The sequence below is a fragment of the Sulfitobacter brevis genome (assembly GCF_900112755.1).
Taxonomy (GTDB): domain Bacteria; phylum Pseudomonadota; class Alphaproteobacteria; order Rhodobacterales; family Rhodobacteraceae; genus Sulfitobacter; species Sulfitobacter brevis.
On record NZ_FOMW01000008.1, the window covers coordinates 1 to 22,145 of the forward strand.

Genomic DNA, 22,145 nt, shown 5'->3' on the forward strand with positions numbered 1-22,145 from the left:
CCGCGCAGCGCAAAGGGGTACCGATGCTATGATGATGCCCATGTCAGACGGTTGAAGTTCGTCATGCGCTCCCGCGATCTTGGCTTTTCATTGGAAGAGATCAGGGGATTGTTGGGATTGGTCGATGATCGGACCCAGACCTGTGCTCAGGTTCAAACTGTTGCCGAGAGCCATCTTCAGGATGTGCAGGAGAAGATCGCCGATCTAATGCGGATCGAGCGCGTCCTGTCAGAGACCGTCGCCCGCTGCACCGGTGATGCTGCCCCGGAATGTGCTGTCATCGACGCGCTTCTCGAAACATAGATGGAAGAGCGTTTGTGAGACAACAGAGTGGTTGATCGGAAGCGATCCGTTGTTAGCGGATGAGTGAGCGCAAATTGATCGACCTCTCTGTGGAACGGATAAATTATAAATGCAGACGGTTCTAATTTACTTCTTAGCGGCGCTGGCCGAAATTGCGGGATGTTTCGCCTTCTGGGCTTGGTTTCGATTGGACAAAAGCGTGTTCTGGCTGGTGCCGGGGATGTTGCTTCTCGGGGCATTCGCCTGGCTGTTGACCTTCAGTCCCGCGGATCAGGCAGGACGCGCTTATGCCATTTATGGTGGGGTCTACATTGTATCGTCCCTTCTCTGGCTCTGGGTGGTCGAGGGTCACCGGCCTGACCAGTGGGACGTCATCGGAGCCGTCATTTGCCTTGCCGGTGCAGGCGTAATCCTTTGGGCTCCGCGCAGTATGTGAGGGATGCCGAAGTGGATGGCGATTATAATGTTGCAAAACGGACCAGGATTGAAAGGATGAAACAATGACCGATCTCAAAATCGGACAGGCGGCACGAGCGGCGCAAGTGAGTGTCGAGACGATCCGATACTACGAACGCCGCGGCTTGCTGTCCCAGCCGAAAAAACCTGCGGACGGTCGCCCGCGTCTCTACGACATTGCTTCGGTGAGCCGGTTGCGGTTCATCAAGGACGCACAAGGTATCGGTTTTTCTCTTAGCGAGATCGCAGATCTGCTTTCTTTAAGGGCGCGTGCTGACGCCAATTGCCGCGACGTTCGTAAGCTGGCGGTCCAAAAACGACGCGAAGTTCAGGAACGTCTGGAGGGATTGCAAAAGATAGCGACGTTGCTGGACGAATTGATCGACGGTTGCCCCGGAAATGGCGACATTGGTGCCTGTTCAATCATCGGTGCCATCGAGCGGCCGAAGTGATCGGTCTGAAAGTCGTGTTATACGAAGACTTTTGTTGACACCGTACCACGGTACGGCGGTTAACCTGCACCAGAATCAACAACCGCATCAGTGCGACCATAGATCTACGCCCTGTCCTTCGTGAGGGTGAATGGGAGGTACACTGACAAACCCCGACCGGAGATTATCATCGACACCATTTCACCAAAACCGCCGTCCCGTACCCTTGTCCGCCGCTGGTTGCCGCCGCTGGTTGGGGGCGTGGTCGCACTTGCGCTGATCTTCTGGCTGTACCGAGATCTTGATTTCGGCCGTTTTCTAACCGGTCTTCGCGAGGCACATCTTGGTTGGGTGTTGATGCTGACAGGCACGATCCTGCTGGAACAGGTCGCAAACGGCTGGAAGTGGCGTCAGATTTTGCATGACGTCAAGCCGGTGCGCACCCTGCGGTTAACCGGTGCATTGCTTGCCGGGTATGGGGCCAATGTGCTGGTGCCGCTGGGGATCAGTCCGCTGGTACGCTCGTGGTTGATCGCGCGGATGGAAGACCTGAAGATGGGCACGGTGTTGTCTACGACGATCATCGCGCGATTCATTGATGGTGTGGTTTTTGCGCTGTTCGCGGGGCTTGTCGCCATGGCGGGCAAAGTACCGCAGGTTAGTGGCAATCTGGAGCTGGGGCTTGCGGTCGCAGGAGCTATCAATTTTGTTCTGTTTGGTGGGTTGTTGTGGGCGCTGTTCCGGTTTCGGACGTTGCTGGCTCAGGACGGTCCGTTGATTTGCCGCCTTTTCGATTGGGTGGCAAAGTGGTTTCGCGCCAATGGTGCACAGTTGCGCGGCTCGCTCTGTGATGGGGTGGTATGGCCCAAGGCACGCAGGCACCGGTTGAACGTGCTGTTGGGTGCCGTCGCGGCAAAAGTCATCTCGGCCACACACTACGTTTGGGCGGGTCTGGCTGTCGGCATCGTACTTGCCCCGTTCGACTATCTTTTCCTGATGGTATTTGCTGGTTTTTCCTTGGTTCTGACGCGGTTCATACGGGTGCCGGGTGGCTTTGTGATCGGGTCGGAGTTTGCCTTCAACCTTTTGGGTGTCCCTGAAGAACAAGCGTTGTTGATGATCCTGTTCAACTGGATGATATCGATCATTGTGGTCGTCGGGGGCGGCCTGATCGTATTGTGGCAATCGGGTCTCGACATCCGTAACCGGCATCAGGAGATCGTGCATGCCGGACAATAACAGACGACTCTTGCCGACATGTCGGTCGGTGGTTGCCGCCATCGGTCTTGCGCTCGCGGCTCTTTTCACTGGGACACCAAATGTGGCATCAGCCCACAGTTTCGTCGTAACATTAGATGCGACGGCAGCAGCGGAGCCTTTGAATTTGGCGTCGGCAATCCAAGGTATGCGCGTGGCCGCCAGTGAGCGTGACAGCCACGCGGCCGAAACCTCGGACGGGCATCTTGGCGGCATTGATCTGTTTATCCGCGTCCAACCCGTAGACGCTGCGGAAGGCATCACTTGGCTCAAAGGTGCCCCCACGACTGCCGCAACGGTGATCGTGGATTTCAGCGGACCGGACGTGGCACCGTCGCGCATCGCTGCTGACGGGACCTTGGTCATCACACCGGGTAAACTGCCCCCTGCCGAGATCTGGAGCGGCAATGCGCTCTCATCCCCAAACAGTTTTGCCGCGCGTTACCACGCCGCGTATGACGGCGCACCCGACAGGCAGGCAGCCCAAGGGTATAACGCAGCCCTGCGCATTGATCGTGCTGTCCGCGACAGCGGTGGCTTGCATGATATCGAGGCTTTGCGAAAAACGCTCGATCGATCCACCGACGGAATAGATTGGCCATGACCATGGATCGTATGCGACAAACCTGTGCTGGGTCGATGTAATGGGGAAATCGGACCACACGACCGAGCGCGGCCGCTTCTGGCGCATCGCGGGTGCAGGCGCTGCTTTTCAAGCGGGAAGTGCTGCGATCGATTCCGCGACCATCGTGGCAAGCCTTGTTTTCCAACTGACGGGCAGCGCGTTTGCCGTCGGCTTTGCCAGCGCTGTGCTGCGTCTGGGCTGGCTTCTACCACAACTTGTTGTCGGTTTCTTGGCTGAACGCGCACATAGACGCATGCCGTTCTACGTTTTCGGTGCCTTTGGGCGGGCGTTGATGGCAGGGTTGATCGCTCTTCTGCTTTGGTTTGGTGCTGGCATGTCTGCGGTCGCACTGGGATGGGTATTTCTGGGGCTATGGACGCTCTACGCCTTTGTCAGCGGAGTCGTCGCGGTGCCGTATAACGATATCGTTGGACGGTCGATCCCATCACAGGCGCGCAGCCGGATGTTGGCATGGCGTTTCTTTGGGGGCGGTATTTTCGCACTTGGAGTCGCTGCCTTTGTGCGCATGACGCTCGATGTTTTACCGAGTCTTCAGGCCTATGCGCTAATTTTTGGATTGGCAGCACTGTTGATGATCCTGTCTTCGATGTTGTTCGTTTCGGCGGGTGAACCGCCGATAATACGCCCCAAGGCTGGGCGCAAACCGCCGCAGGATGTGCGGGCGTTCTTAAGCGGCGGTTGGCTTGTCCTGAGGACTGATAGCCGATTCCGGTTGTTCCTCCAATCCCAGTGGCTGGGCGGCGCGACCCTGATGGCGTTGCCGTTCTATGTCGTCGCAGCGAACGGTAGCGGTGTGACTGTTGCCGACGTCGGCCTGCTGCTCGGGGCGCAGACCGCTGGTGCTCTGGTTTCCAACCCGGTCTGGGGCAAACTTGGCGCTGGCAAGTTGCGGATGTTGCAGACCGTGGCGCTTATCCGGATCGTGCCACCGCTGCTGGTACTGGTTTTGTTAGGTTTGGGCGCGGGTCTTTGGGCATACATGGCGCTGTTTATGGTCATCGGTGCGATGATGAACGGCGTGACGATCGGCTATCTTGGCTACCTGATGGAAATATCACCGGATGACAGGCGTCCGGCCTATTCGGCATACTTCAATGCGCTGGCCTCGCCTGCGGCGCTTTTGCCGATTTTCGGCGCAGGCCTTGTCACGCTGATCGCAATCCAAGCCGTCTTTGTCGTAGCCATTCTTGCCGCAGTCGCGCAATTGATCCTGCTGGTACGCATTTCTCGGATTGTGCCGGGGGCGTAGCTCTTCGTCGCTTCGAAATACAGATTTGCGCCGACGGCGACAATTCCTACCCATTGGATTTCGCTTTGCGTGGGATCGACGCTTCGTCATTGGAAGCAAACTCGGGACACGGGGGAAGCCGCCATTCGCCGCGTTATGCATGGAAGTCTGCTAAGCGGACTTTGCTGTAGTTGCCGCGAAGCCTATATGAATTCTGATTATTGGACATTTCAGAATGCAGGCGAGGACAGACGTCAGACAGTTTGCCATAAATTTTTTTCGCCAATGCGGAATTTTTTGACACGCGGACCTCTAACTGAACTCAGTAAACATCGATCTCGGTTTCAAAGATTCCCGAACCTCCGTGACCAGCACACTTCCTGCGCTGCGTCCCTCAGGAAATTGTGATGAGCGAGAAAGGGTGGGGGCATCGACAAACGGGGGCGTGGACATTAGATGGGGTCAATGCGCCTCTTAGTCCGCCTTGCTGCACTCTGCCTTTCGGTTGCTCTTTTGAGCGGCGTGCTCTTGCATGATCTGGCAGGCGCGAAGATGTCACTCGATATGGCCAATTCAGTCTCTGTGGTCGACGCTGAGCAAGACAGCGTGTGTCCCGCATGCACTCCAGAGGGTCCAAATGTAATTGTCTGCGACATGGACTGCACAGCGCCTGTTTTCTTGACAGGAAAGGTTTCCCAATCGGAACCGATTGCCGTGGAAACGTCCTTTTTGTGGATGACAAGCAATCTTGATCTCACGGGTATCGAACCGGGGCACGATCCATTTCCGCCTCGAAGCACCTTCCTGAGCTGACCGGCCGCACCGTAGGGTGACGGCTTGGTCCCGCAGCGCCGCCGAATTTCGGCTCGTGTGCGATCGACCCTTACCGTCACCTTCGGGAACTACCTTCATGTCTATAAATCAATCGCGCGGGCTCTCGCGCAGGTATGTGATGAGCAGTGGTATCGCCACGTTTGGCATTACGCTGGCCCTGCCAAGCGTATCCTTTTCGTCAACACACACGTCCTCAATTCGTGCGATCTGCATGGAGGACAACACCGTCGTAGTTGCTACTGACCACGACTTATTGCGGATCTCCGACGCAGGCGATGTCGTGCGTGTGTCACATGCGTTGGCTGTAACAGCCCTCGCCAACCACTCGGCGAAGCCGGGCACGATCCTTGCGACGCTCAAGGACGGTGGCTTGAGCCGCAGCGTCGATGGAGGCCTTACATGGGCCACCGTCGGTTCCGGTCTTCCGGCAGCGCAAATCACCGCACTGACCATGGCTGCGCTTGAGCCAAGCATGGTCTATGCTGCGCTCGCGGGGGACGGTCTTTGGCGGAGCCAAGACACCGGTGAAACTTGGGAGTTCGTGATGGATCGGCCTTACCTCGATGGGGTCGAACATGATGTGTTGAGCCTTGTTTCCGTCGGCAATCCTTCCGGGATGGGCGGCATCTGGCTCTATGCCGGAACGCAAGTCGGGCTGACCCGCGTGCCGGATTGTTTCTGCCGCTGGCAGGACGTGACCGCAGGCGATGCGATGGATGCATTAGCCGCCGGTGAGACGCCCCCTTCGACGGCACCACTGCCCATTGGCGAGCTTGTCGCAGCGCTCGCCCTCGCGCCCGAAGCGCCCGAACGGATCTATGCCGGGCTTACGAGCGGCTTGTGGGTTTCCACCGACGGGGGCGTGGACTGGGCGCTTGCCTCCACCGGCGCCATTGGCGCCCTTGCCGTCAATTCCTCTGACCCTATGAACCTTGCCGCAGCCCGCGGCGGCGGCCTCTCCATCAGCTGGGATGGCGGCGCGACATGGACCCTATCAACCCACATTAAGGATATCTGATATGAACACTAAATTTACACTGGGCGCTGCTGCTGCCCTCACCGCCGCTGGCATCCTCGGCTTTGCCACCTTCGGTATGGCCGAGAGTGATAGCACGCCTGCGGCTGACACTGCCGTTACAGTCGCGGCTGACCGGCAGATGACCATCTGGCGCGATCCGTCCTGCGGCTGTTGCGATGCCTATGCCGATTACATGGAGGACGAAGGTTATCACGTCACCCGAATTGACGACCGCGACTTTGGCAAGCGCTCGGTGGAGGTCGGCGTGCCTGAGCAAGGTCTCGGCTGCCATTTGGCTGAAGTGGATGGATACTACGTCAGCGGTCTGGTGCCCGCTGAAATTATCCAGCGCCTGACCACGGAACGGCCCGAGATCACCGGCATCACGCTCCCCGGCATGCCCAACAACGCGCCCGGGATGGCGGGCAAAAGCGGCACACTTAAAACCTACGCATTCGGGGAGGATGGGGTCTCCGTCTATTCCGATGAGTGAGTGTCCGATGATGGACATGATGAGCGGACCAATGATGGCCGCAATGATGGGGATCGGTGGGGTGCTGCTGCTTCTTGTGATTGCGGTACTGGTGCTGAGCGTTCTGGCCTTGGTCAAGTTTCTTCGGAGACCTTCATGAAGATATTCATCTTTACAGGATTGGCGGGCGCCGCGGCACTGGCTGCCGTGGCTGTCTGGACCGTTAGCGTCGAGAAGGAGACCTCGGCGTTCACCGTTCTCGGCGAGCCAGTGGACGCTGCGCTGATCGAGCAAGGGGAGAGTATTTATGCCGTAACCTGCGCCTCCTGTCATGGCGCTAAGCTTGAAGGGCAGCCGGACTGGCGGCGACGGTTGGAGAATGGCCGCATGCCGGCTCCGCCTCATGATGCGGACGGCCATACCTGGCACCACGCGGACCGACAGCTTTTCACCATCACCAAGCACGGGGTCGGCGCTGTCGTCCCCGGCTACGAAAGTGACATGCCTGCCTTCGAAGGCACGCTGACCGACGCTGAGATCGTTGCGATACTTGCATATATCAAAAGCACGTGGCCTGAGCGTGAGCGGGCTTTTCAAGCGGAAGTAACAGCGAACGATGAGGGTGGATAATGAGCAGGCCTGCAGGCCACGCTGCCCCCTTGGTTGCCACGCCGCGTGTGGCTTCTTTCAAACTCGCTATCTTAAAAGGACGAACCAGCCGATGACACAGGTATCAAATAAAGGCCGCGATACATTTTCAATACCCATGCCCTCGCGGCGCCAGACCCTGATGTTGGTGGGCTTTGCCACCATTGGCGGAGGAAGCGCCCTGAACTGGGATTGGCTTACCGCCGTCGGTTTAGCGCCTTTGATCCTTAGCCTCGCTCCCTGCGCTGCCATGTGCGCGCTGGGGCTGTGCATGCGGGGAGGTTCTGCCTCCTGCGCCAAGAACGATCCGGCGTTGAAGCCGGAAATATCCAATGATTGAACTTCACCTGAAAGGACTAAGGATGACTTACAAAACAAATCTACTCGCCGCCGCGCTGACCGCCGCATTGCTAACAACATCTGCACAGGCGCAGGACGCAACTTCTCAGGCCGACGATATGCCGATGAGCAAAGAGCATTCAATGAGGGAGGGAGGCATGGCCAGCATGGACGGCATGATGCCCATGTTGAGGATGATGGCGCAGATGGGCCCGATGATGGAGGCCTGCACCGAGATGATGGCATCCATGAACGAAGATATGAAAACAGCCGAGCCCGAAGTCGACAAGGGTTGAACTCTTGGCCCGCCTGGTCGCAAGGCCGGATGGGCCTTACTGTGAAAGAAATACTCCATGACCCAGATCACTTCAGCCCATCGCAAGCTCCGTATTATCTTGTGGTCCGGCGCCATCACTGCCGCCGTTCTGACGCTGGGCCTTGCCGCCTTCCGCATGGGCGATGACCCTTCGCACAAAGTGACTTATACGGGGGAGGCCGACATTCGCTCGCAGTTCTCCCTGACCAACCACGAAGGCCAATCCGTCACGGAAGGCGATTATGCTGGCCGCTGGCAACTCGTCTTCTTCGGATTTACGCATTGCCCCGACATCTGCCCGACAACCCTGGCCTACATGGGAACTGTGCTGGATGAACTGGGCCCGAAGGCAGAGAATGTGGCGCCGCTCTTCGTGACGGTAGACCCAACACGCGACACGGTTGAGATCTTGAAAGAATACGTCGCGGCCTTCCATCCCCGGCTAATTGGGTTGACGGGAAGCGAAGCACAGGTGGCAGAGGCCGCCGAAGCTTTCAAGGTCTACTACGAGCGGTTCGAAGAAGAGAGTGCCCCCGCCGGATACCTGATGGCCCACGCCGGCCACATCTACTTGATGCGCCCCGATGGTAGATTCGAGGCAGTGTTTCTTGAAGGAAACCAACCGGCAGACGCACTGGCCGAAGAAATAACCATTCGCATAGCAAAAGAAATGAGAAGTTAATGATCCGAACTGTTCTGATAGCGGCAACGCTATTTGCCACACCCGCATTTGCCGATGTTACCGTAACCGCCCCATGGGCGCGCGCGAGCATACTCGCCTCTCGTCCGGGGGCTGTATACTTGGCTATAAATGCTGACCCTGCGGATACTCTACTCGCTGTCAGTACACCTATAGCAAAAGCTGCCATGATACATTCGGTAGAAACCGGGGAAGATGGCATCGCTCGGATGAGCGCTCTGGCGACGCTTCCGCTCGCGGCTGGCGCGGTCGTCACGATGGCGCCGGGAGACATGCACATCATGCTGACGGACCTTACCGAGAAGCTGCTGGAAGGCGAAACATTCCCTTTGGACCTGACCTTCGAGACCGGTGGTGAGGTGACAATAGATGTCCCGATCCTCGGCATCGCTTCCAAAGGTCCTGTGGAGGCGACGCAATGAGGTCGACAGCCTTGGCGCTCGCCCTTTTGGTCGCAACGCCTGCTTTGGCCAATCATCCGGGGGAGAACCTGAACCAGGTGATGGTCGCGAAAGAAGCAGCTTTCGAGCCTGTTACGTCACGTCCTGCACCAGCGGTCGAATGGAAGGACGATACCGGCAACGGTGTCGGGCTGGAGGAGTTGCACGGGAAAATCGTTGCCGTCAGCTTCGTGCCAGCCGAATGCGGAGCGCCTTGCGCAGATCAACAAGCCAAGCTGGCGGAAACGCTCGCCTCCCTGAACGCAAGTCCGATGCGCGAGATGGTACAGTTCGTGACGCTGAACGATGGGGAGGCCGGAACGCCCACAGAGTTCGAAAACTGGACAGTTGCTCAGGCGTCAAATGGAAAGCCTATGGGTGACTTGGTCGCCGCTTTCGCCACCAGTAGCGACCGAATTGGTGGTGCGCCAATGATCCATTTGCTCGACCGCGCGGGTCATCAGGTGGGAATATTCCACGATTCCGAGTTTGTACCGCTAAACCTCATTCTTTACATTAACGGGCTGACTAACGCGCACCCTCATCCCAAGCCCGGTATGTTCCAGCGTCTTTTCGGGTGGCTGCTATGACATCATCGCTCATGATCGACAAGCCAGACTGGCTCTCTGCGATGCGCCGCTTCGCGCTATTCACACTGGTTGGGCATCTGGTCTGGGAAGCCGCACATATTCCGCTTTACACAATCTGGGTCGAGGGCACGTGGGGCGAAATTACTTTTGCCATTGTGCACTGCACTGGGGGCGATGTGTTGATTGCCATGAGCAGCCTGCTGCTGGCGCTGTTTGTGTTCGGCACGGGGGCGTGGCCGCGGGAACGGACTATTCCGGTTTTGTTGGCGGTGATTGCCTTTGGCGTCGGATATACGATCTTCAGCGAATGGCTAAACATTGTTGTGCGCGAGGCTTGGGCGTACCGCGAGATCATGCCGGTCATTCCAATAATCGATGCCGGCCTGACGCCGGTCCTGCAATGGGTGGTCATTCCCACACTGGCTTACCTTGGCGCTGTGAAACAGTGGCCCGAGACCCGAAGAACTGCGCTTGCTTGAAGTCTCTTCGCTGAGGGCGATAGTGGCACTTCTTACAGGACGATCTCGTTGGTGTCGCCGTGCGTTTTTCCACTGGTGCCAAGCACCTCAGCGTCTTTTCTTGATGGTTGCTTAAGACGTTACGGATCCGGGATGGATTGAATAAATCTGACTTGCAGCCTTCCGGCGCTGGAAATTGATCATCCAAACAACGAGTTAACTTCAACGTTAGGCATAATTGAGAGAAATATGAAATAATGGACGATGGGATGATGTTTGGCATGGAGTCTGGTGGTTACTGATCCTCGTTTTTTTGGTGCTCGTGATCATGTGTCTGGCCACAACTTGATCTCACTCTGTAGCACAACCAGAGAGGGGAACTGCGGCAGCCCGTTGGCCGCACAATGGCGGATAATTGATTGCATCAGTCCGCCCTGACCGCCGATTTTACGGTAGCAGGTGAACCATTCTTCCTCGGGTTCGTTAATGGGCTTAACGGCACTGCTTCGGGCGGGGAGGCTCAGCATAACATACCGCCCGTTGTTTACCGCGGCACATTCTACACTGCGCCATTAAAGATTAAAAAAGTGACGGTGCTTGAGATCGCAATGGCCCAGCCCCGTCGGTGCAGCCGTCATGCTGATTGGTGTGCTGACTACCCAACCAAAATCCATTAAACTGATGTTTCGGGCTACAGCCGTTTCCCGCAACACCAACTGCGATGATCCGCAACAGACGTTTGACACTCATATCTCAAAAGGGGACGAACATGCTTCGCAAGATTGCGCTGCTGCTGATCGGAGTGGTGATCATCGCTTGCTACGCTCTGCCATACCTTTTTATCGGACAGATTGCCGCCTGGACTGGCAGTTTCCTGTTCTGGTGCCTCGCTGGTGTCGCCATCGTCCTCCTCAATGCCGCCGCCATGGCGGGATTTACCGAGGATGACAGATGAACACCTCTTATGTCGTGACCGGCATTTTCATCTATATCGTCATTTCGCTGGTTGTCGCCTGGATCTCGCGGCAGGGGAAAGCGACCTCGATGTCGGGCTACTTTCTTGGCGACCGGTCGATGGGGGGAATCATATCAGCCCTCAGCTATTCGGCCACAACCTATTCCGCCTTCATGATGATCGGCCTCGCCGGGTTGACCTATCGCGGTGGCGTCGGCGCATTGGGTTTCGAGATTGTCTATTTCGCCGGCGTCTCTCTGGTCGCAATCTTCGGGCCGCGGTTCTGGCGAGCGGGCAAAAAGTACGGCTACGTCACGCCGTCAGAGATGCTGGGCCACCGCTATGGCTCGCGCAGCGTCGCGATTGCGGCGGGGATCACGAGCCTTGTGTTCCTGATCCCCTATTCCGCCGTACAGTTGTCAGGTGTCGGGTATCTTCTGTCGGGCATGACCGATGGCAGTATATCTTTCATGACGGGCATCATCATTGCAACCGCGCTGGCGATCGTTTTTTCTTATATTGCCGGCATAAGGTCCGTCATGTGGACCGATAGCCTTCAAGCTTTGGTGATGATTGTCGCCTCGGTCATGGTGGCGGTTCTGGTCGTGCAGGGACTGGGTGGCTTCACCGCCATGTTTGGCACGATCGCCGAAACGACGCCGGAGATGTTACAGGTCCCCGGACCCGGCCTTTTCAGCTTCAAGACCTTCCTGGGGCTGACAGTGCCCTGGTTCTTCTTTTCTATTTCGAACCCGCAGGTCAGCCAACGCCTGTTCATGCCGGCGAACCTTGTGGCGCTGCGCCGGATGCTGTTGATCTTTTTGTGCTTCGGTCTGATCTACACCATCGTGTCGGTGATCTGGGGCTTTGCCGCCTTCGTTGCCTTCCCAACGCTGGAACAGCCTGACCTCGCGACCGCGACCCTGCTGGCGTCGGACTATGTCCCGCCGGTTCTGGGTGTGACCGTGATGGTGGGCATTCTGGCCGCCGCCGTCTCGACCATCGACTCAATCCTGCTGACGCTGTCGTCGGTTTTTGCCCGCGATGTTTATGGCAACTTGGGCGGGTCTCAGGACGACCGCCACCAGCTGATGATCGGCAAGTTCGTGATCCCGGTGATCTCGATCTTGGCGCTGATCTTCGCAGCAGCAGAGTTTTCCATGATCGCAGTACTCTCGGTCGCAGCCTCGGCCGGTCTCGTAGTTGTGGTACCTGCGATCGTCGGTGCCTTCTTCTGGAGGGGCGGCACGGCCATGGGGGCGCTGGCATCCATCGTGGGGGGCGCGGTCTTCGTTATCTGGATGTATCTGACCGGCAACAGCCTGTTTGGCCTGAATGCCGGCGTGCTGGGTCTGCCAATGTCGTCTCTATTGTTCGTTGTGATCAGCCTTGTCACCAAGCCAACTGCCGCATCAGTCACCGACGGGTTCGTCGACGAGACACCGGATCCAAAGGGGATACTCCACCCTAAGTTGGGGGCTTTGAAATAGATTACGAAAGCTATTGAATAGGTCAGATTTCAGCAACAAGGGCACTGTCGGCGACGCGCAAAGTATTCGCGCCGAACAATTGTATGTTCTTCCCTACAATGCTGTTTAGGTGATGCTGGCTTAGACATTGGCCAATTCCTTTCCAGAATGGAGCCTGCGTAAGTTGGCTCTGGGCGAAAGGCATTGCGTACTTAGAGATCAATCCGGCTTCGGACTTGCCGCTGTCCGGTTTGAGAACTTCTGCGCGTCACGTCAATTGCAACTTGATGAAGACCGGGTTGTCGCAGGGAGTTTTAGTAAACTACGGGCGTGGGCAGGGAGTGACACACTTACAAAGGGCGGACAGCCGACTTTCGCTGCAGCAACTATGAATGTCTGCTCAGCGGAGACTTCTGTAAGCGCTATTCGATTTTGGGCGCGGGTGTCGATGAAAACAGACACTTTACGTGTCTGGCGGCAACTGGGATGGCATTTTGCCAAGGCCGTATTTCCTGCAAAACTTCTGGCGGATAAAAATGATCCTCACGAACGCCAACACGAGTCCGGAGATCAGTTCATCGATCATCGGAAAGCTGGGAAACATCGCGCATTTTTTATGGTAAGCGCGCCAGTGCGGCGACGGCTCGTTGTTTCGAAAATATTAATACGTTTCCCATTCAGCCGATCTGGGCACCGGGTGTGGAGTGTGAGATCGCAAGCTCATCGTCATCCATGTTTTCTTCGATGGTTTCGAACATCGGCGTAGATAGGTAGCGTTCTCCGGTGTCTGGCAACATACACAGGATTACGGCACCATCGGGGGCTGTTTCCGCGACCGCGAGCGAGATGGCAAAGGTCGACCCACCCGAAATGCCGGTGAAGATTCCTTCTTTGCTGGCCAACTCTTGTGCAAGTTTGATCCCGTCGGCACCAGTGACCGGGATCAGATCGTCGTAGTATTGGCCGTCAATTGCCTCTTGCAGCACTGCCGGAATGAAATCCGGTGTCCAGCCCTGGATCGGATGCGGCTCAAAAGCCGGATGGCTGAGTGTGGGCGCGCCATTGGCGTTGCGTTCCTGCGCGTGACCACTGCCCAGAAGCTGCGCATTTGCAGGTTCTGTCAGGATGATCTTGGTGTCTGGCCGCTCCTTGCGCAGGACACGTGCCGTTCCTGTAACCGTGCCACCGGTGCCATAGCCGCTCACAAAATAGTCCAGCCGCGACCCAGCAAAATCTGCGATGATCTCCCGTGCCGTAGTGCTCTCATGAATGTCGGCGTTGGCCTCGGTTTCAAACTGCGACGCCAGAAACCAACCGTGCTTTTGAGACAGTTCGACCGCTTTGCGGTACATTCCGATTCCCTTTTCCGCACGCGGGGTCAGAACCACCTTGGCACCGAACATGCGCATGAGGCGCCGCCGCTCGACCGAGAAGCTGTCTGCCATTGTCACGACAAGCGGATATCCCTTCTGGGCGCAGACCATCGCGAGACCGATCCCGGTGTTCCCGCTGGTCGCCTCAACAACTGTTTGACCGGGTTTCAGGGCACCGGACCGTTCCGCCGCCTCTATGATGTTTACTGCCAGCCGGTCCTTGACGGAACCCGCTGGATTGAACGCTTCGGCCTTGACGTAAATCGTGGCCCCATAGGTCGGAATGTTATTAATGCGGATCACGGGGGTATCGCCGATGGTCTCGAGGACACTGTCGTAAAGACGTCCACGGCCTTTGGTGGTCCTGATTGCTGCGTCGGCTGGCATGAATTGTCCTTTCACTGGTTGCGGTCCAAGTGCGGTCTGCAGCCCGGCCACAGACTTCGTCGTTCTGGCCGGGGACCTTTGCTTTGCTTCGCCGAAGTTCTCTTTGATCCCGGCGCTCAACAGTTTTCATCCGCTGCGTCGACAGGCCGCTTGGCGGTCAGCTGGGGTGAGAATTGCAGATATTGTGCCTTGTGTCGCCATTCTTGTCAGGGCGCCGTCTTTGCCTCGACAGGCAGCATGACATGCGCCAGCGGCGTTTCACCCCACATGACATAGGGACCTCCGGCAAAAGGATCGCGAGGGAGATCGGCGAGCATGTCCATGTTCGGAAACAGCATCATTGTGTGGGGTCCTTCCTGGACCCATACGCCACCGCCGTTGGGGTCCGTGGCCATCGGATCGTCGTTGTTCACCATAGCATCGCCCATCAGCATGTAGGACACGCCGACGACGTCAGTCGAAAACGCAGACCCTGACCCCGCGGCTGTCATCCATTTCATCCAGACAGCATCATTGCACATCGGATGCTGATCGCCGGGGATCAGACCGATGCCCGGCAAGCACACCCACCCGTTCGATCCTTCGCGCAGGATTGTGCCGTCAACATCCATGATCCTGGCGTCATCACTGATATCCGACGGAGCAGCGCTCATTGCGCGTGCGATCTTGTCCTCGGCCGTTTCGGCGGCGGCGCTCGTGGTGGTGCCGACAAGGGACATGATAACAACGGCAGTGAGGTTTGATATTTTCGACATTTTGAACTCTCCTGTGATGCATGAATGACTGAGCAATATCTACCAGATCGCGATTGCGTGTGCTTGAGGACAACTTGAGATTTTCTTGGTGAATTGCTCGCAGTCGACTAAGGAGAATATATGCGCTACGAGTTTGAGCCTTTCACTCTGGACATTGATCGGGGCTTGCTGCTCAAGTCGGGAGAAGACTTGGCGATCGAACCGCGGGCGTTAGAGTTGCTCTCGCTCCTGGTGGTGAATCAGGACCGTGTGGTCAACAAGGACGAGATCGTCGAAAAGATTTGGGGGGGACGGATCGTGTCCGAAGCTGCCATTTCCACGGTGATCAAGACGACGCGCAAAGTTCTTGGCGATGATGGGGTTACACAAAAGTATATCCGAACGCTACGTGGTCGCGGTGTGCGTTTTGTCGGAATCGCTCATGTAGCTTTGCCCGCGCAGGCCAAGGCTTCCGAAGCCCAAATGCCGACTGACGATACGATGGCTGACTCCGGGCGTCCTTCGATTGCCATCTTGCCGTTTCGAATGGTCGGATACTCCGAAGCCTACAGCGCCATCGCCGATGCCATTCCGACCGAATTGATTTCCTGCCTGTCACGCTTGCGGTGGCTGACGGTGATTTCACGGGGGTCGACATTCCGCTTTCGGCACGACGATCCGGACTTGTCCGCTATCCACGCAATACTTGGCGCGCACTACTGCCTTACCGGACTGGTGGAGATTTACGGCGCTGTGATCGCGGTGTCGGTGGAACTGTCGGATACCCGCACTCAGGCCGTGATCTGGAGCGAACGGTTCTCCGGAACGGTCAGTGACGTGAACAAAACCAGAAACGAAATCGTGACACATGTGATTTCGGCGCTCGAACTGCACGTGCCCCTGAACGAGGCCAAGCGTGCCCGCCTGCGCCCGCCCGAAAACTTGGATGCCTGGGGCATCTATCACCTTGGTCTGCAGCACATGTACCGCTTCAACAAGACCGACAACCAGATTGCTGCAGGCCATTTTGAATGCGCGACGCAGCTCGAGCCCGGGTTTGCGCGGGCCTACGCGGCACGATCCTTTACCAGTTTTCAGACAGCCTTTCTGAGGTACACCACAGACACGACGCAAGACGTGAGCGACGCCCGCCGCTTTGCAGAGAAATGTGTCGAGATTGATCCGGTAGACCCTTTTGGTAATTTTACATTGGGTCGGGCGCACTGGCTCAGGGGCGACCCGGAGGCTGGGATGCCTTGGATCGACCGATCAGTCGAGCTTAGCCCGAATTTCGCACAGGGTTTCTATGCGCATGGCTGGGCTGACGTCATGGCGGGAAGAGGGACCGAGGCACTGGCACAACTCGAAAAAGCCATTGCTCTCAGTCCACTCGATCCGCTCCTATATGCGATGCAATGCGCTCGCGGATTGGCCTATCTACAACTTGAAGACTACGACAATGCCTTTCTTTGGGCAGAAAAAGGGGCACGCGCGCCGGGCGCCCACTTTTTAATCCGGGCCATCGCCGCGATGATTTGCAAGATCAGAGGCGATGATGAAAAAGCACAATACTGGGCTAAGGCAATGCGAGAGCGACGGCCGGATACCTCGGTGGCAATGTTTTTCAATGCCTTTCCATTTGAGAACACCGAGATACGCGCTCTGATGGCGTCGGCACTGGTTTCAGTGGGGTTGAAAAACGACTGAAACGTGGAGCGGACCTTTGCCTGACCATTTTTGACGCGCTGCATGCTGGCACCCATTTTCCGGATGGGGCAAATTTTAGTGAAGCATTTTTATTTAAGATTTGTGTAGTCCCCAGAATTTGATTTGCAGGCGAAGTTTGGAAATCTCGAAGCTTAGCTGCCGTTTGCTGGATAATCGCCGAAGGTCGGCTAAGGGCCGATCGGGCCAAGGCTATGCTGTCCCTCGCCCTTGTGCGGCTGAGCCCTGTAAACTCCCAGTGTATTTGTGGGTGTCGCGAGGCTTCAGTGAGGCGTCATACGCCACCAAAGCGTCAAAAAGTTTTATTGAGGACAAAATTGATACTTTCTGCCACGATAGGGCGGAACGTCCAAGGGTTTTGATAAGGTCGAAGGAAAAGGCGGAATTAAGAAAATATTTCAGCATTAAAGGGAGCAAAGACATGTCTGATCCAAACGGAAGTTGCTGTGCAGGTCCTGGCTACGCATCGCCGCAGGACGCCATCAAGGCACCACGCGAAAAAGTTGTCTACACGATTTGCATTTATACCGGAACCGGTGTCGAAAAGCCTGATTATCTGGCGACTATTGATGTTGATCAAAACAGTCCGACGTATAGTCAGGTGATCCATCGCACCGAAATGCCCGTTATTGGCGACGAATTGCACCATATGGGCTGGAACGCCTGCTCGTCGTGCAACACCGACGGCAGCATGGAACGCAAGTATCTAATCATTCCCGGCGTGCGCACCACAAATTTCTACATTGTCGACACTGCGACCGATCCGCGTAAGCCGACGCTTTTCAAGACGATCGACGGCGATGAGATCAAGGCCAAAACGAATCTTTCCGCCCCGCATACGGTGCATTGCCTTGGCGCGGATATCATCGTGTCGATGCTTGGCGATGCTGATGGCAACGGACCGGGCGGTTTTCTTCATCTGGACAAGGATTTCAACATTCTCGGTCGTTGGGAAAAAGATCTCGGCGAAATGAAATACAACTATGATTTCTGGTATCAGCCACGCCACAACATGATGATCTCGACGGAATGGGCCGCGCCCAACACCTTCATGCCGGGATTTGATCTGGACGATGTGGCACGGGGGAAATACGGCCAGCACATCCATTTTTGGGATTTCGAGAACCGTAAGGTTGAGCAGTCCATCGATCTTGGACCGGAAGGCATGATCCCGCTCGAGGCGCGTTTTCACCACAATCCTGACAGTACCCACGGCTTTGTCGGGGCGGCGCTGGCGTCAAATATTTTCCATTTTCACAAGGACAACGGTAAGATCGAGGTGACCAAAGTGATCGATGTCCCCACGGTCGATGTCGAGGATTTTCCAGTCCCGATGCCAAGTCTGATCACGGACATCCTTGTGTCGATGGACGACAAGTATCTTTACTTCTCGAACTGGTTGCACGGAGATCTGCGGCAGTACGATATATCCGATCCTGCGAACCCGAAACTGACCGGTCAGGTCTGGATCGGCGGATCGCTCGGAAAAGCGCCAGAGGTCAACGGCAAAACTGTGAACGGTGCCCCCCAGATGATCCAGTTGTCGCTGGACGGCAAGCGCATGTACGTCACCACATCGCTGTTCTCGACCTGGGATAACCAATTTTATCCATCGATGAAGGACAATGGTGGGCTTATGCTGGTGGTCGATTGTGACACCGAAAATGGCGGCATGAATATCCGTGACGATTTCCTCGTTGATTTCAATGATGAGCCTCACGGACCGTCCAGGGCCCACGAAACCCGTTATCCCGGTGGCGATTGTTCGTCTGACATCTGGATCTGAAATCGCATTCTATCATTCCCCTTGCTCTGCTGAGCAGGGGTGAATTTTCTCGGGAAGCCCATGCACAAGCACAAGGTTACATTTCGCAATCGCGGCGGCCTGTCTTTTGACGTTGGTCAAGACGAGGCGATCATCGACGTGGTCGAGGCAGCAGGATACGTTTTACCCATTGCCTGCCGATATGGCGGGTGCATTACCTGCGCAGCCAAAATGATTTTGGGGTCTGTGCGTCAGCCCAAAGGGACGGCGCTGAACAAACGGCAGGTTTCCGAAGGTTACGTGCTGCTTTGCGTCGCGCGTCCGAATGAAGATTGCGTATTTGACGTCGGCGTGGAAAGCCACGACCGCCTTTATATGAACCCATTTGCCAGCGTCGCCGCTGTGTCCAGCTTGAACGAAAACGAGTGAAATGACGTGTCGGGGGAAATGAATGTTGGCCGCGTCTAACTGGAGGCGAATGCATTTGCGGATGGGAGCTAAGATTTCGGTAGGGTCAGGCTCCAGAAACCAATTCGAACCTACGCAACAATATTTCGCAGTCCTTGATGGCGAAGGGGGCTGGAACGTTGATACCATGCAGCCACAGCAACGCCCGTTTTCCAAACCTTCCATGGCGTCGTGAACCGAGAAATAAGATAATAAAAATGTCGCTTGGGTCGAAATTCCGCCACCGAAGCATTCGGGAAAAAGGGCGGAAAGTGTGCATTCGCTACAGGTTCGAGGTTGCCGTGTGTCGATGGCGAAAGCTGAAATTCAAGCAGCCACGGAACAAGTATTTGTGCTGCGGTGCGGAAGGCGGCTTGGAGGCCAAAATTCCGAATGCTGCACTGTGCATCATTGCCCGCTCATGTGGCTCAGGCTTGAGTAAGGCGTGAAGGTGACAAATAACTTGTGCAAAGAATCTCAATCGAGTTGTCATCGCGGCCGCGCCTTGTAACCGTAGAAATACGGATTGGTGTTTGCGCGCGCACCTGCGATGAATGCAAATGGCTGTCTCATACTTAAAAAATTACTGGCGAAACGTTATGGTATGGGCAATTGCCGTCATACTCGCGCTTGGTGGGGTAGCGTTTTTTGAACGGCAGAACTTGGTGCGTGAGCTGACGGTTAAAAGTGCAACGTTGCACCGCTTGGCCTCCCAACGAGCGGATCAGCACGATGCCCATTTGACGTCTTTGTCCGCGATTTTTGTTGCAGGCGGGGTGGAGCGACAAGATTTGTTGCTGGATGTTGCCGCAACGATAATGCGGTTCTATCCACGTATTACGTCGGTAAACATCGTCCCATATGGCCAGTTCCAACCAATGATCGAAACGCACCCTGGTCTGTCAGTTCAGGCAAAGGCACAGGTAGTTAAACTTGCTCTCCGCTCAACCGGAGCTTTGGAAATCGGGCAGGTGCCAGACCTGCCGGATCACTATCTGCTTGTGAAACGCACGCCCAATTCTGATGCGGCGCAGCACGGTTTGGCGCTGGTGATAAACGCCCGCGCGTTGGTTGCCACGGACGATCCGTTTTGGGATGCGCCATCAGCATCTTTGCGTCTTTCCACGCCGGACGGCCAAACGGCATTGGTGGGTCAGATTTCATCCACTGAGTCTGGGTTTTCTAAACCGCTTGGCAGTGTGTCTCAGCCTTTGGTATTTGAAACTTCTTTGGCTATCGGGCTGTCTGACCTCTTGCCGGTCGGGACCGTGGTCTCTGTCATCGCATCGGTCACGGCCCTCTTTTTGCTGTCAGCCTTCGGGTTCAAGCAACGCGCGCGCACCAAGGAGGCAGAATACCGCGCCAAGCTGAGCGCGCAGGAGACCCGACTGGCCCATGCCTCCCGCGTCAATGCAATGGGTGAAATGGCCAGCGGCATGGCGCATGAACTGGCGCAACCGCTAACTGCGATCCTCAGCCAAGCACAGGCTGGTCGTCACTTGGCACGGCGCGGTGATGTTGAACGCCTTAGCACGGTGTTAGACGACACGGTTTCCCAGGCACAACGCGCGGCGAATATCCTTGACCGCCTGCGACGCTGGAGCAAACCGAACCGTGCACCGTCTGAGGTCTGTTCTGTCCATGAAGCCGCCCAAAGCGTTCAGAACCTGCTGGCATTGGAGGCCAAAACGAAGGGGGCTACAATTAGACTATCGCTGCATGATAATCCCCTGTTTATCGACGCCGATCCGGTCGAGTTGGAACAGGTTGTGTTTAATTTGGTGCTCAACGCCCTTGAAGCCTCGGACCGTGCAAAGGTCACGATCAGCACGCGTGTTGATGGTCCGTCGGCTGTTCTGGATGTCAGCGATACCGGGCCGGGAGTGCCTGACCACCTCAAGTCCCGTGTCTTTGAACCATTCGTGACAGGTAGACCGGACGGAACCGGGCTGGGCCTCGCGCTGTGTCAAAGGCTGATTGAGGAAATGGGCGGTGATATCATTCTGTTGGACGGCACCGACCAGACCACTTTTCGTTTATCTCTTCCGCGCTCAAACAAGACGGCGGCACCATGACAAATTATGTTTACCTTGTTGATGATGATGAGGCCGTCCGCAACGCGCTGAGCCTACTATTGGAAACTGTCGGGCTGAATGTGCGTAGCTTTGCATCGCCCGAGACATTCCTGATGCAATCGGCAGACCTGACGCCGGGATGTTTGATCCTCGATATCAGGATGCCCGCTATTTCGGGCCTGAAACTCCAAGAAAAGCTGACCGATCGAGGCGTATCATGGCCTACTGCGTATTCCGGAACATCCGGCCACCTGTTCCGACGCATTCGGCCACCTGTGACGCGTTGCCGTAAGGCAGCGTGTTTCGGGTATCAGGTTTGAGGCATTTCGTCATCCATTTTAGCGATGGTTTTGCGCATAGACGCCCCTTCCAGCTCGATGCGATATGCGTTGTGGACTATGCGATCAAGTATGGCGTCAGCGAACGTCGGCTCCCCGATGACGTCATGCCAAGCCTTGATGGGTAATTGGCTGGTGATCATGGTTGAGCCGCGGCCGTAGCGCTCTTCGACGAGCTCCATGAGATCCCGGCGTTGCGTGGCGGTCAGTCGGTCTGGCCCCCAGTCATCAAGGATGAGCAGCTGTGCTTTGGTGATGCTGCGGAACAGGCGGGGGAAGCGCCCGTCGTCATGGGCCAGTTCGAGTTCTTCGAAGAGACGCGGCATCCGCTTGTAGGCCACAGTGACACCGTCGCGACAGGCCGTTTGCGCCAATGCGCAGCCGAGCCAAGTTTTGCCGACACCACAGGGGCCGGTAATGATCAGATTGCGCTTGTCGGTGATCCATCTACCGGTGAGCAGGTTCTGGAACAGCGCCTTGTCGAGACCACGGCGCGCGCGGTAATCGACATCTTCCGGGCAGGCGCCCACATGACGCAGCCTGGCGGAGCGCATCCGGGCTTCAAACCGCTTGGTCTCACGGCTGGCGACCTCACGATCAACGAGCAAGCCAAGCCATTCAGCGTGGCTGAAGTCTGCTGCAGCATCCTGCGCCTGCAGCTCGGCAAAAGCTTCGGCCATACCGTCCAGCCGCAGGGCCTTCAGATGATCGAGGGTTGGGTGATCAAGCATTGTGTTCCTT

At 56.5% G+C, this 22,145-nt stretch carries 26 protein-coding genes; 23 read left to right on the forward strand and 3 right to left on the reverse strand.

The window, feature by feature from the left end:
• The 18 genes from BM174_RS11685 to BM174_RS11775 form a co-directional block, all read left to right on the forward strand.
• Nucleotides 1–303: MerR family DNA-binding protein (locus tag BM174_RS11685; RefSeq protein ID WP_093924053.1), on the forward strand; the 303-nt coding region annotated here is incomplete at its 5' end.
• Nucleotides 304–412: 109 nt separating this feature from the next.
• Entirely contained in the window at nucleotides 413–739 is a 327-nt protein-coding gene (locus BM174_RS11690) for a YnfA family protein (protein ID WP_093924054.1), read from the forward strand.
• 64 nt (nucleotides 740–803) lie between these two features.
• The gene (locus tag BM174_RS11695) at nucleotides 804–1,211 is read left to right on the forward strand and encodes a MerR family transcriptional regulator (protein ID WP_093924055.1); all 408 of its coding nucleotides are present in this window, start codon (nucleotides 804–806) and stop codon (nucleotides 1,209–1,211) included.
• Between the two features lie 240 nt (nucleotides 1,212–1,451).
• Nucleotides 1,452–2,429, forward strand: coding sequence for a lysylphosphatidylglycerol synthase transmembrane domain-containing protein (locus BM174_RS11700; protein WP_177209470.1), 978 nt, complete (start codon nucleotides 1,452–1,454; stop codon nucleotides 2,427–2,429).
• Entirely contained in the window at nucleotides 2,416–3,051 is a 636-nt protein-coding gene (locus BM174_RS11705; protein ID WP_093924057.1) for a type 1 periplasmic-binding domain-containing protein, read from the forward strand. The genes BM174_RS11700 and BM174_RS11705 overlap by 14 nt, the downstream gene beginning before the upstream one ends.
• 40 nt (nucleotides 3,052–3,091) lie before the next feature.
• Nucleotides 3,092–4,342 (forward strand): MFS transporter, encoded by a 1,251-nt coding sequence (locus tag BM174_RS11710; RefSeq protein WP_093924058.1) that lies wholly within the window; start codon nucleotides 3,092–3,094, stop codon nucleotides 4,340–4,342.
• Nucleotides 4,343–5,273: 931 nt separating this feature from the next.
• Entirely contained in the window at nucleotides 5,274–6,173 is a 900-nt protein-coding gene (locus BM174_RS11720; RefSeq protein ID WP_245766343.1) for a beta propeller repeat protein, read from the forward strand.
• Nucleotide 6,174: 1 nt separating this feature from the next.
• Nucleotides 6,175–6,666 (forward strand): DUF411 domain-containing protein, encoded by a 492-nt coding sequence (locus tag BM174_RS11725; RefSeq protein WP_093924060.1) that lies wholly within the window; start codon nucleotides 6,175–6,177, stop codon nucleotides 6,664–6,666.
• Between the two features lie 7 nt (nucleotides 6,667–6,673).
• Nucleotides 6,674–6,805: a hypothetical protein gene (locus BM174_RS21590; RefSeq protein ID WP_281244854.1), complete on the forward strand. Its 132-nt coding sequence runs from the start codon at nucleotides 6,674–6,676 to the stop codon at nucleotides 6,803–6,805.
• The gene (locus tag BM174_RS11730; RefSeq protein WP_093924061.1) at nucleotides 6,802–7,275 is read left to right on the forward strand and encodes a c-type cytochrome; all 474 of its coding nucleotides are present in this window, start codon (nucleotides 6,802–6,804) and stop codon (nucleotides 7,273–7,275) included. Before BM174_RS21590 ends, BM174_RS11730 begins: the two co-directional genes overlap by 4 nt.
• Before the next feature lie 91 nt (nucleotides 7,276–7,366).
• Complete coding sequence (locus BM174_RS11735; protein WP_093924062.1) at nucleotides 7,367–7,633, forward strand: hypothetical protein; 267 nt, start codon at nucleotides 7,367–7,369, stop codon at nucleotides 7,631–7,633.
• Between the two features lie 22 nt (nucleotides 7,634–7,655).
• Nucleotides 7,656–7,928 (forward strand): hypothetical protein, encoded by a 273-nt coding sequence (locus tag BM174_RS11740; RefSeq protein ID WP_093924063.1) that lies wholly within the window; start codon nucleotides 7,656–7,658, stop codon nucleotides 7,926–7,928.
• A gap of 57 nt (nucleotides 7,929–7,985) precedes the next feature.
• Nucleotides 7,986–8,630 carry an SCO family protein gene (locus tag BM174_RS11745; protein WP_093924064.1) on the forward strand — a complete coding sequence of 215 codons (645 nt, stop codon included), beginning with the start codon at nucleotides 7,986–7,988 and terminating at the stop codon, nucleotides 8,628–8,630.
• The gene (locus tag BM174_RS11750) at nucleotides 8,630–9,070 is read left to right on the forward strand and encodes a copper chaperone PCu(A)C (RefSeq protein ID WP_093924065.1); all 441 of its coding nucleotides are present in this window, start codon (nucleotides 8,630–8,632) and stop codon (nucleotides 9,068–9,070) included. The genes BM174_RS11745 and BM174_RS11750 overlap by 1 nt, the downstream gene beginning before the upstream one ends.
• Nucleotides 9,067–9,678 carry a thioredoxin domain-containing protein gene (locus BM174_RS11755; protein WP_093924066.1) on the forward strand — a complete coding sequence of 204 codons (612 nt, stop codon included), beginning with the start codon at nucleotides 9,067–9,069 and terminating at the stop codon, nucleotides 9,676–9,678. Before BM174_RS11750 ends, BM174_RS11755 begins: the two co-directional genes overlap by 4 nt.
• Nucleotides 9,675–10,157 carry a hypothetical protein gene (locus tag BM174_RS11760; RefSeq protein ID WP_093924067.1) on the forward strand — a complete coding sequence of 161 codons (483 nt, stop codon included), beginning with the start codon at nucleotides 9,675–9,677 and terminating at the stop codon, nucleotides 10,155–10,157. Before BM174_RS11755 ends, BM174_RS11760 begins: the two co-directional genes overlap by 4 nt.
• Before the next feature lie 748 nt (nucleotides 10,158–10,905).
• Nucleotides 10,906–11,091 carry a hypothetical protein gene (locus BM174_RS11770; protein WP_093924069.1) on the forward strand — a complete coding sequence of 62 codons (186 nt, stop codon included), beginning with the start codon at nucleotides 10,906–10,908 and terminating at the stop codon, nucleotides 11,089–11,091.
• The gene (locus tag BM174_RS11775) at nucleotides 11,088–12,581 is read left to right on the forward strand and encodes a sodium:solute symporter family protein (protein ID WP_093924070.1); all 1,494 of its coding nucleotides are present in this window, start codon (nucleotides 11,088–11,090) and stop codon (nucleotides 12,579–12,581) included. Before BM174_RS11770 ends, BM174_RS11775 begins: the two co-directional genes overlap by 4 nt.
• Nucleotides 12,582–13,237: 656 nt before the next feature.
• Here the strand turns inward: BM174_RS11775 and BM174_RS11780 are convergent.
• Both BM174_RS11780 and BM174_RS11785 read right to left on the reverse strand, forming a co-directional pair.
• Nucleotides 13,238–14,320, reverse strand: coding sequence for a PLP-dependent cysteine synthase family protein (locus BM174_RS11780; RefSeq protein ID WP_093924071.1), 1,083 nt, complete (start codon nucleotides 14,318–14,320; stop codon nucleotides 13,238–13,240).
• A gap of 206 nt (nucleotides 14,321–14,526) precedes the next feature.
• Nucleotides 14,527–15,075: a hypothetical protein gene (locus tag BM174_RS11785; protein ID WP_093924072.1), complete on the reverse strand. Its 549-nt coding sequence runs from the start codon at nucleotides 15,073–15,075 to the stop codon at nucleotides 14,527–14,529.
• Nucleotides 15,076–15,195: 120 nt separating this feature from the next.
• Between BM174_RS11785 and BM174_RS11790 the strand changes: the two genes are divergently transcribed.
• The 5 genes from BM174_RS11790 (at nucleotide 15,196) to BM174_RS11810 (ending at nucleotide 21,386) form a co-directional block, all read left to right on the forward strand.
• Nucleotides 15,196–16,761 carry a winged helix-turn-helix domain-containing protein gene (locus BM174_RS11790; RefSeq protein WP_093924073.1) on the forward strand — a complete coding sequence of 522 codons (1,566 nt, stop codon included), beginning with the start codon at nucleotides 15,196–15,198 and terminating at the stop codon, nucleotides 16,759–16,761.
• A gap of 439 nt (nucleotides 16,762–17,200) precedes the next feature.
• Nucleotides 17,201–18,565, forward strand: a complete 1,365-nt coding sequence (locus BM174_RS11795) for a selenium-binding family protein (protein ID WP_093924074.1) — start codon at nucleotides 17,201–17,203, stop codon at nucleotides 18,563–18,565.
• A 60-nt stretch (nucleotides 18,566–18,625) separates the two neighbouring features.
• Entirely contained in the window at nucleotides 18,626–18,973 is a 348-nt protein-coding gene (locus tag BM174_RS11800) for a 2Fe-2S iron-sulfur cluster-binding protein (RefSeq protein WP_093924075.1), read from the forward strand.
• Nucleotides 18,974–19,590: 617 nt separating this feature from the next.
• Entirely contained in the window at nucleotides 19,591–21,066 is a 1,476-nt protein-coding gene (locus BM174_RS11805) for a sensor histidine kinase (protein ID WP_093924076.1), read from the forward strand.
• A complete protein-coding gene (locus BM174_RS11810; RefSeq protein WP_245766344.1) occupies nucleotides 21,063–21,386 on the forward strand; it encodes a response regulator transcription factor in 324 nt (107 codons plus the stop codon). Before BM174_RS11805 ends, BM174_RS11810 begins: the two co-directional genes overlap by 4 nt.
• Here BM174_RS11810 and istB read toward each other — a convergent pair.
• Entirely contained in the window at nucleotides 21,377–22,135 is a 759-nt protein-coding gene (gene istB / locus BM174_RS11815) for an IS21-like element helper ATPase IstB (protein ID WP_093924077.1), read from the reverse strand. The genes BM174_RS11810 and istB overlap by 10 nt on opposite strands.
• Between the last annotated feature and the right edge of the window lie 10 nt (nucleotides 22,136–22,145).

What these genes read in the sequence shown, in the direction of transcription:
- BM174_RS11810 (WP_245766344.1), top strand. Translation starts at nt 21,063, where the DNA reads ATGACAAATTATGTTTACCTTGTTGATGATGATGAGGCCGTCCGCAAC.
- BM174_RS11740 (WP_093924063.1), top strand. Translation starts at nt 7,656, where the DNA reads ATGACTTACAAAACAAATCTACTCGCCGCCGCGCTGACCGCCGCATTG.
- BM174_RS11795 (WP_093924074.1), top strand. Translation starts at nt 17,201, where the DNA reads ATGTCTGATCCAAACGGAAGTTGCTGTGCAGGTCCTGGCTACGCATCG.
- BM174_RS11735 (WP_093924062.1), top strand. Translation starts at nt 7,367, where the DNA reads ATGACACAGGTATCAAATAAAGGCCGCGATACATTTTCAATACCCATG.
- BM174_RS11750 (WP_093924065.1), top strand. Translation starts at nt 8,630, where the DNA reads ATGATCCGAACTGTTCTGATAGCGGCAACGCTATTTGCCACACCCGCA.
- BM174_RS11710 (WP_093924058.1), top strand. Translation starts at nt 3,092, where the DNA reads ATGGGGAAATCGGACCACACGACCGAGCGCGGCCGCTTCTGGCGCATC.
- BM174_RS11785 (WP_093924072.1), bottom strand. Translation starts at nt 15,075, where the DNA reads ATGTCGAAAATATCAAACCTCACTGCCGTTGTTATCATGTCCCTTGTC.
- BM174_RS11725 (WP_093924060.1), top strand. Translation starts at nt 6,175, where the DNA reads ATGAACACTAAATTTACACTGGGCGCTGCTGCTGCCCTCACCGCCGCT.
- BM174_RS11705 (WP_093924057.1), top strand. Translation starts at nt 2,416, where the DNA reads ATGCCGGACAATAACAGACGACTCTTGCCGACATGTCGGTCGGTGGTT.
- BM174_RS11695 (WP_093924055.1), top strand. Translation starts at nt 804, where the DNA reads ATGACCGATCTCAAAATCGGACAGGCGGCACGAGCGGCGCAAGTGAGT.
- BM174_RS11775 (WP_093924070.1), top strand. Translation starts at nt 11,088, where the DNA reads ATGAACACCTCTTATGTCGTGACCGGCATTTTCATCTATATCGTCATT.
- BM174_RS11720 (WP_245766343.1), top strand. Translation starts at nt 5,274, where the DNA reads ATGAGCAGTGGTATCGCCACGTTTGGCATTACGCTGGCCCTGCCAAGC.
- BM174_RS21590 (WP_281244854.1), top strand. Translation starts at nt 6,674, where the DNA reads ATGATGGACATGATGAGCGGACCAATGATGGCCGCAATGATGGGGATC.
- BM174_RS11730 (WP_093924061.1), top strand. Translation starts at nt 6,802, where the DNA reads ATGAAGATATTCATCTTTACAGGATTGGCGGGCGCCGCGGCACTGGCT.
- BM174_RS11805 (WP_093924076.1), top strand. Translation starts at nt 19,591, where the DNA reads ATGGTATGGGCAATTGCCGTCATACTCGCGCTTGGTGGGGTAGCGTTT.
- BM174_RS11800 (WP_093924075.1), top strand. Translation starts at nt 18,626, where the DNA reads ATGCACAAGCACAAGGTTACATTTCGCAATCGCGGCGGCCTGTCTTTT.
- BM174_RS11690 (WP_093924054.1), top strand. Translation starts at nt 413, where the DNA reads ATGCAGACGGTTCTAATTTACTTCTTAGCGGCGCTGGCCGAAATTGCG.
- BM174_RS11790 (WP_093924073.1), top strand. Translation starts at nt 15,196, where the DNA reads ATGCGCTACGAGTTTGAGCCTTTCACTCTGGACATTGATCGGGGCTTG.
- BM174_RS11745 (WP_093924064.1), top strand. Translation starts at nt 7,986, where the DNA reads ATGACCCAGATCACTTCAGCCCATCGCAAGCTCCGTATTATCTTGTGG.
- BM174_RS11780 (WP_093924071.1), bottom strand. Translation starts at nt 14,320, where the DNA reads ATGCCAGCCGACGCAGCAATCAGGACCACCAAAGGCCGTGGACGTCTT.
- istB (WP_093924077.1), bottom strand. Translation starts at nt 22,135, where the DNA reads ATGCTTGATCACCCAACCCTCGATCATCTGAAGGCCCTGCGGCTGGAC.
- BM174_RS11755 (WP_093924066.1), top strand. Translation starts at nt 9,067, where the DNA reads ATGAGGTCGACAGCCTTGGCGCTCGCCCTTTTGGTCGCAACGCCTGCT.
- BM174_RS11760 (WP_093924067.1), top strand. Translation starts at nt 9,675, where the DNA reads ATGACATCATCGCTCATGATCGACAAGCCAGACTGGCTCTCTGCGATG.
- BM174_RS11770 (WP_093924069.1), top strand. Translation starts at nt 10,906, where the DNA reads ATGCTTCGCAAGATTGCGCTGCTGCTGATCGGAGTGGTGATCATCGCT.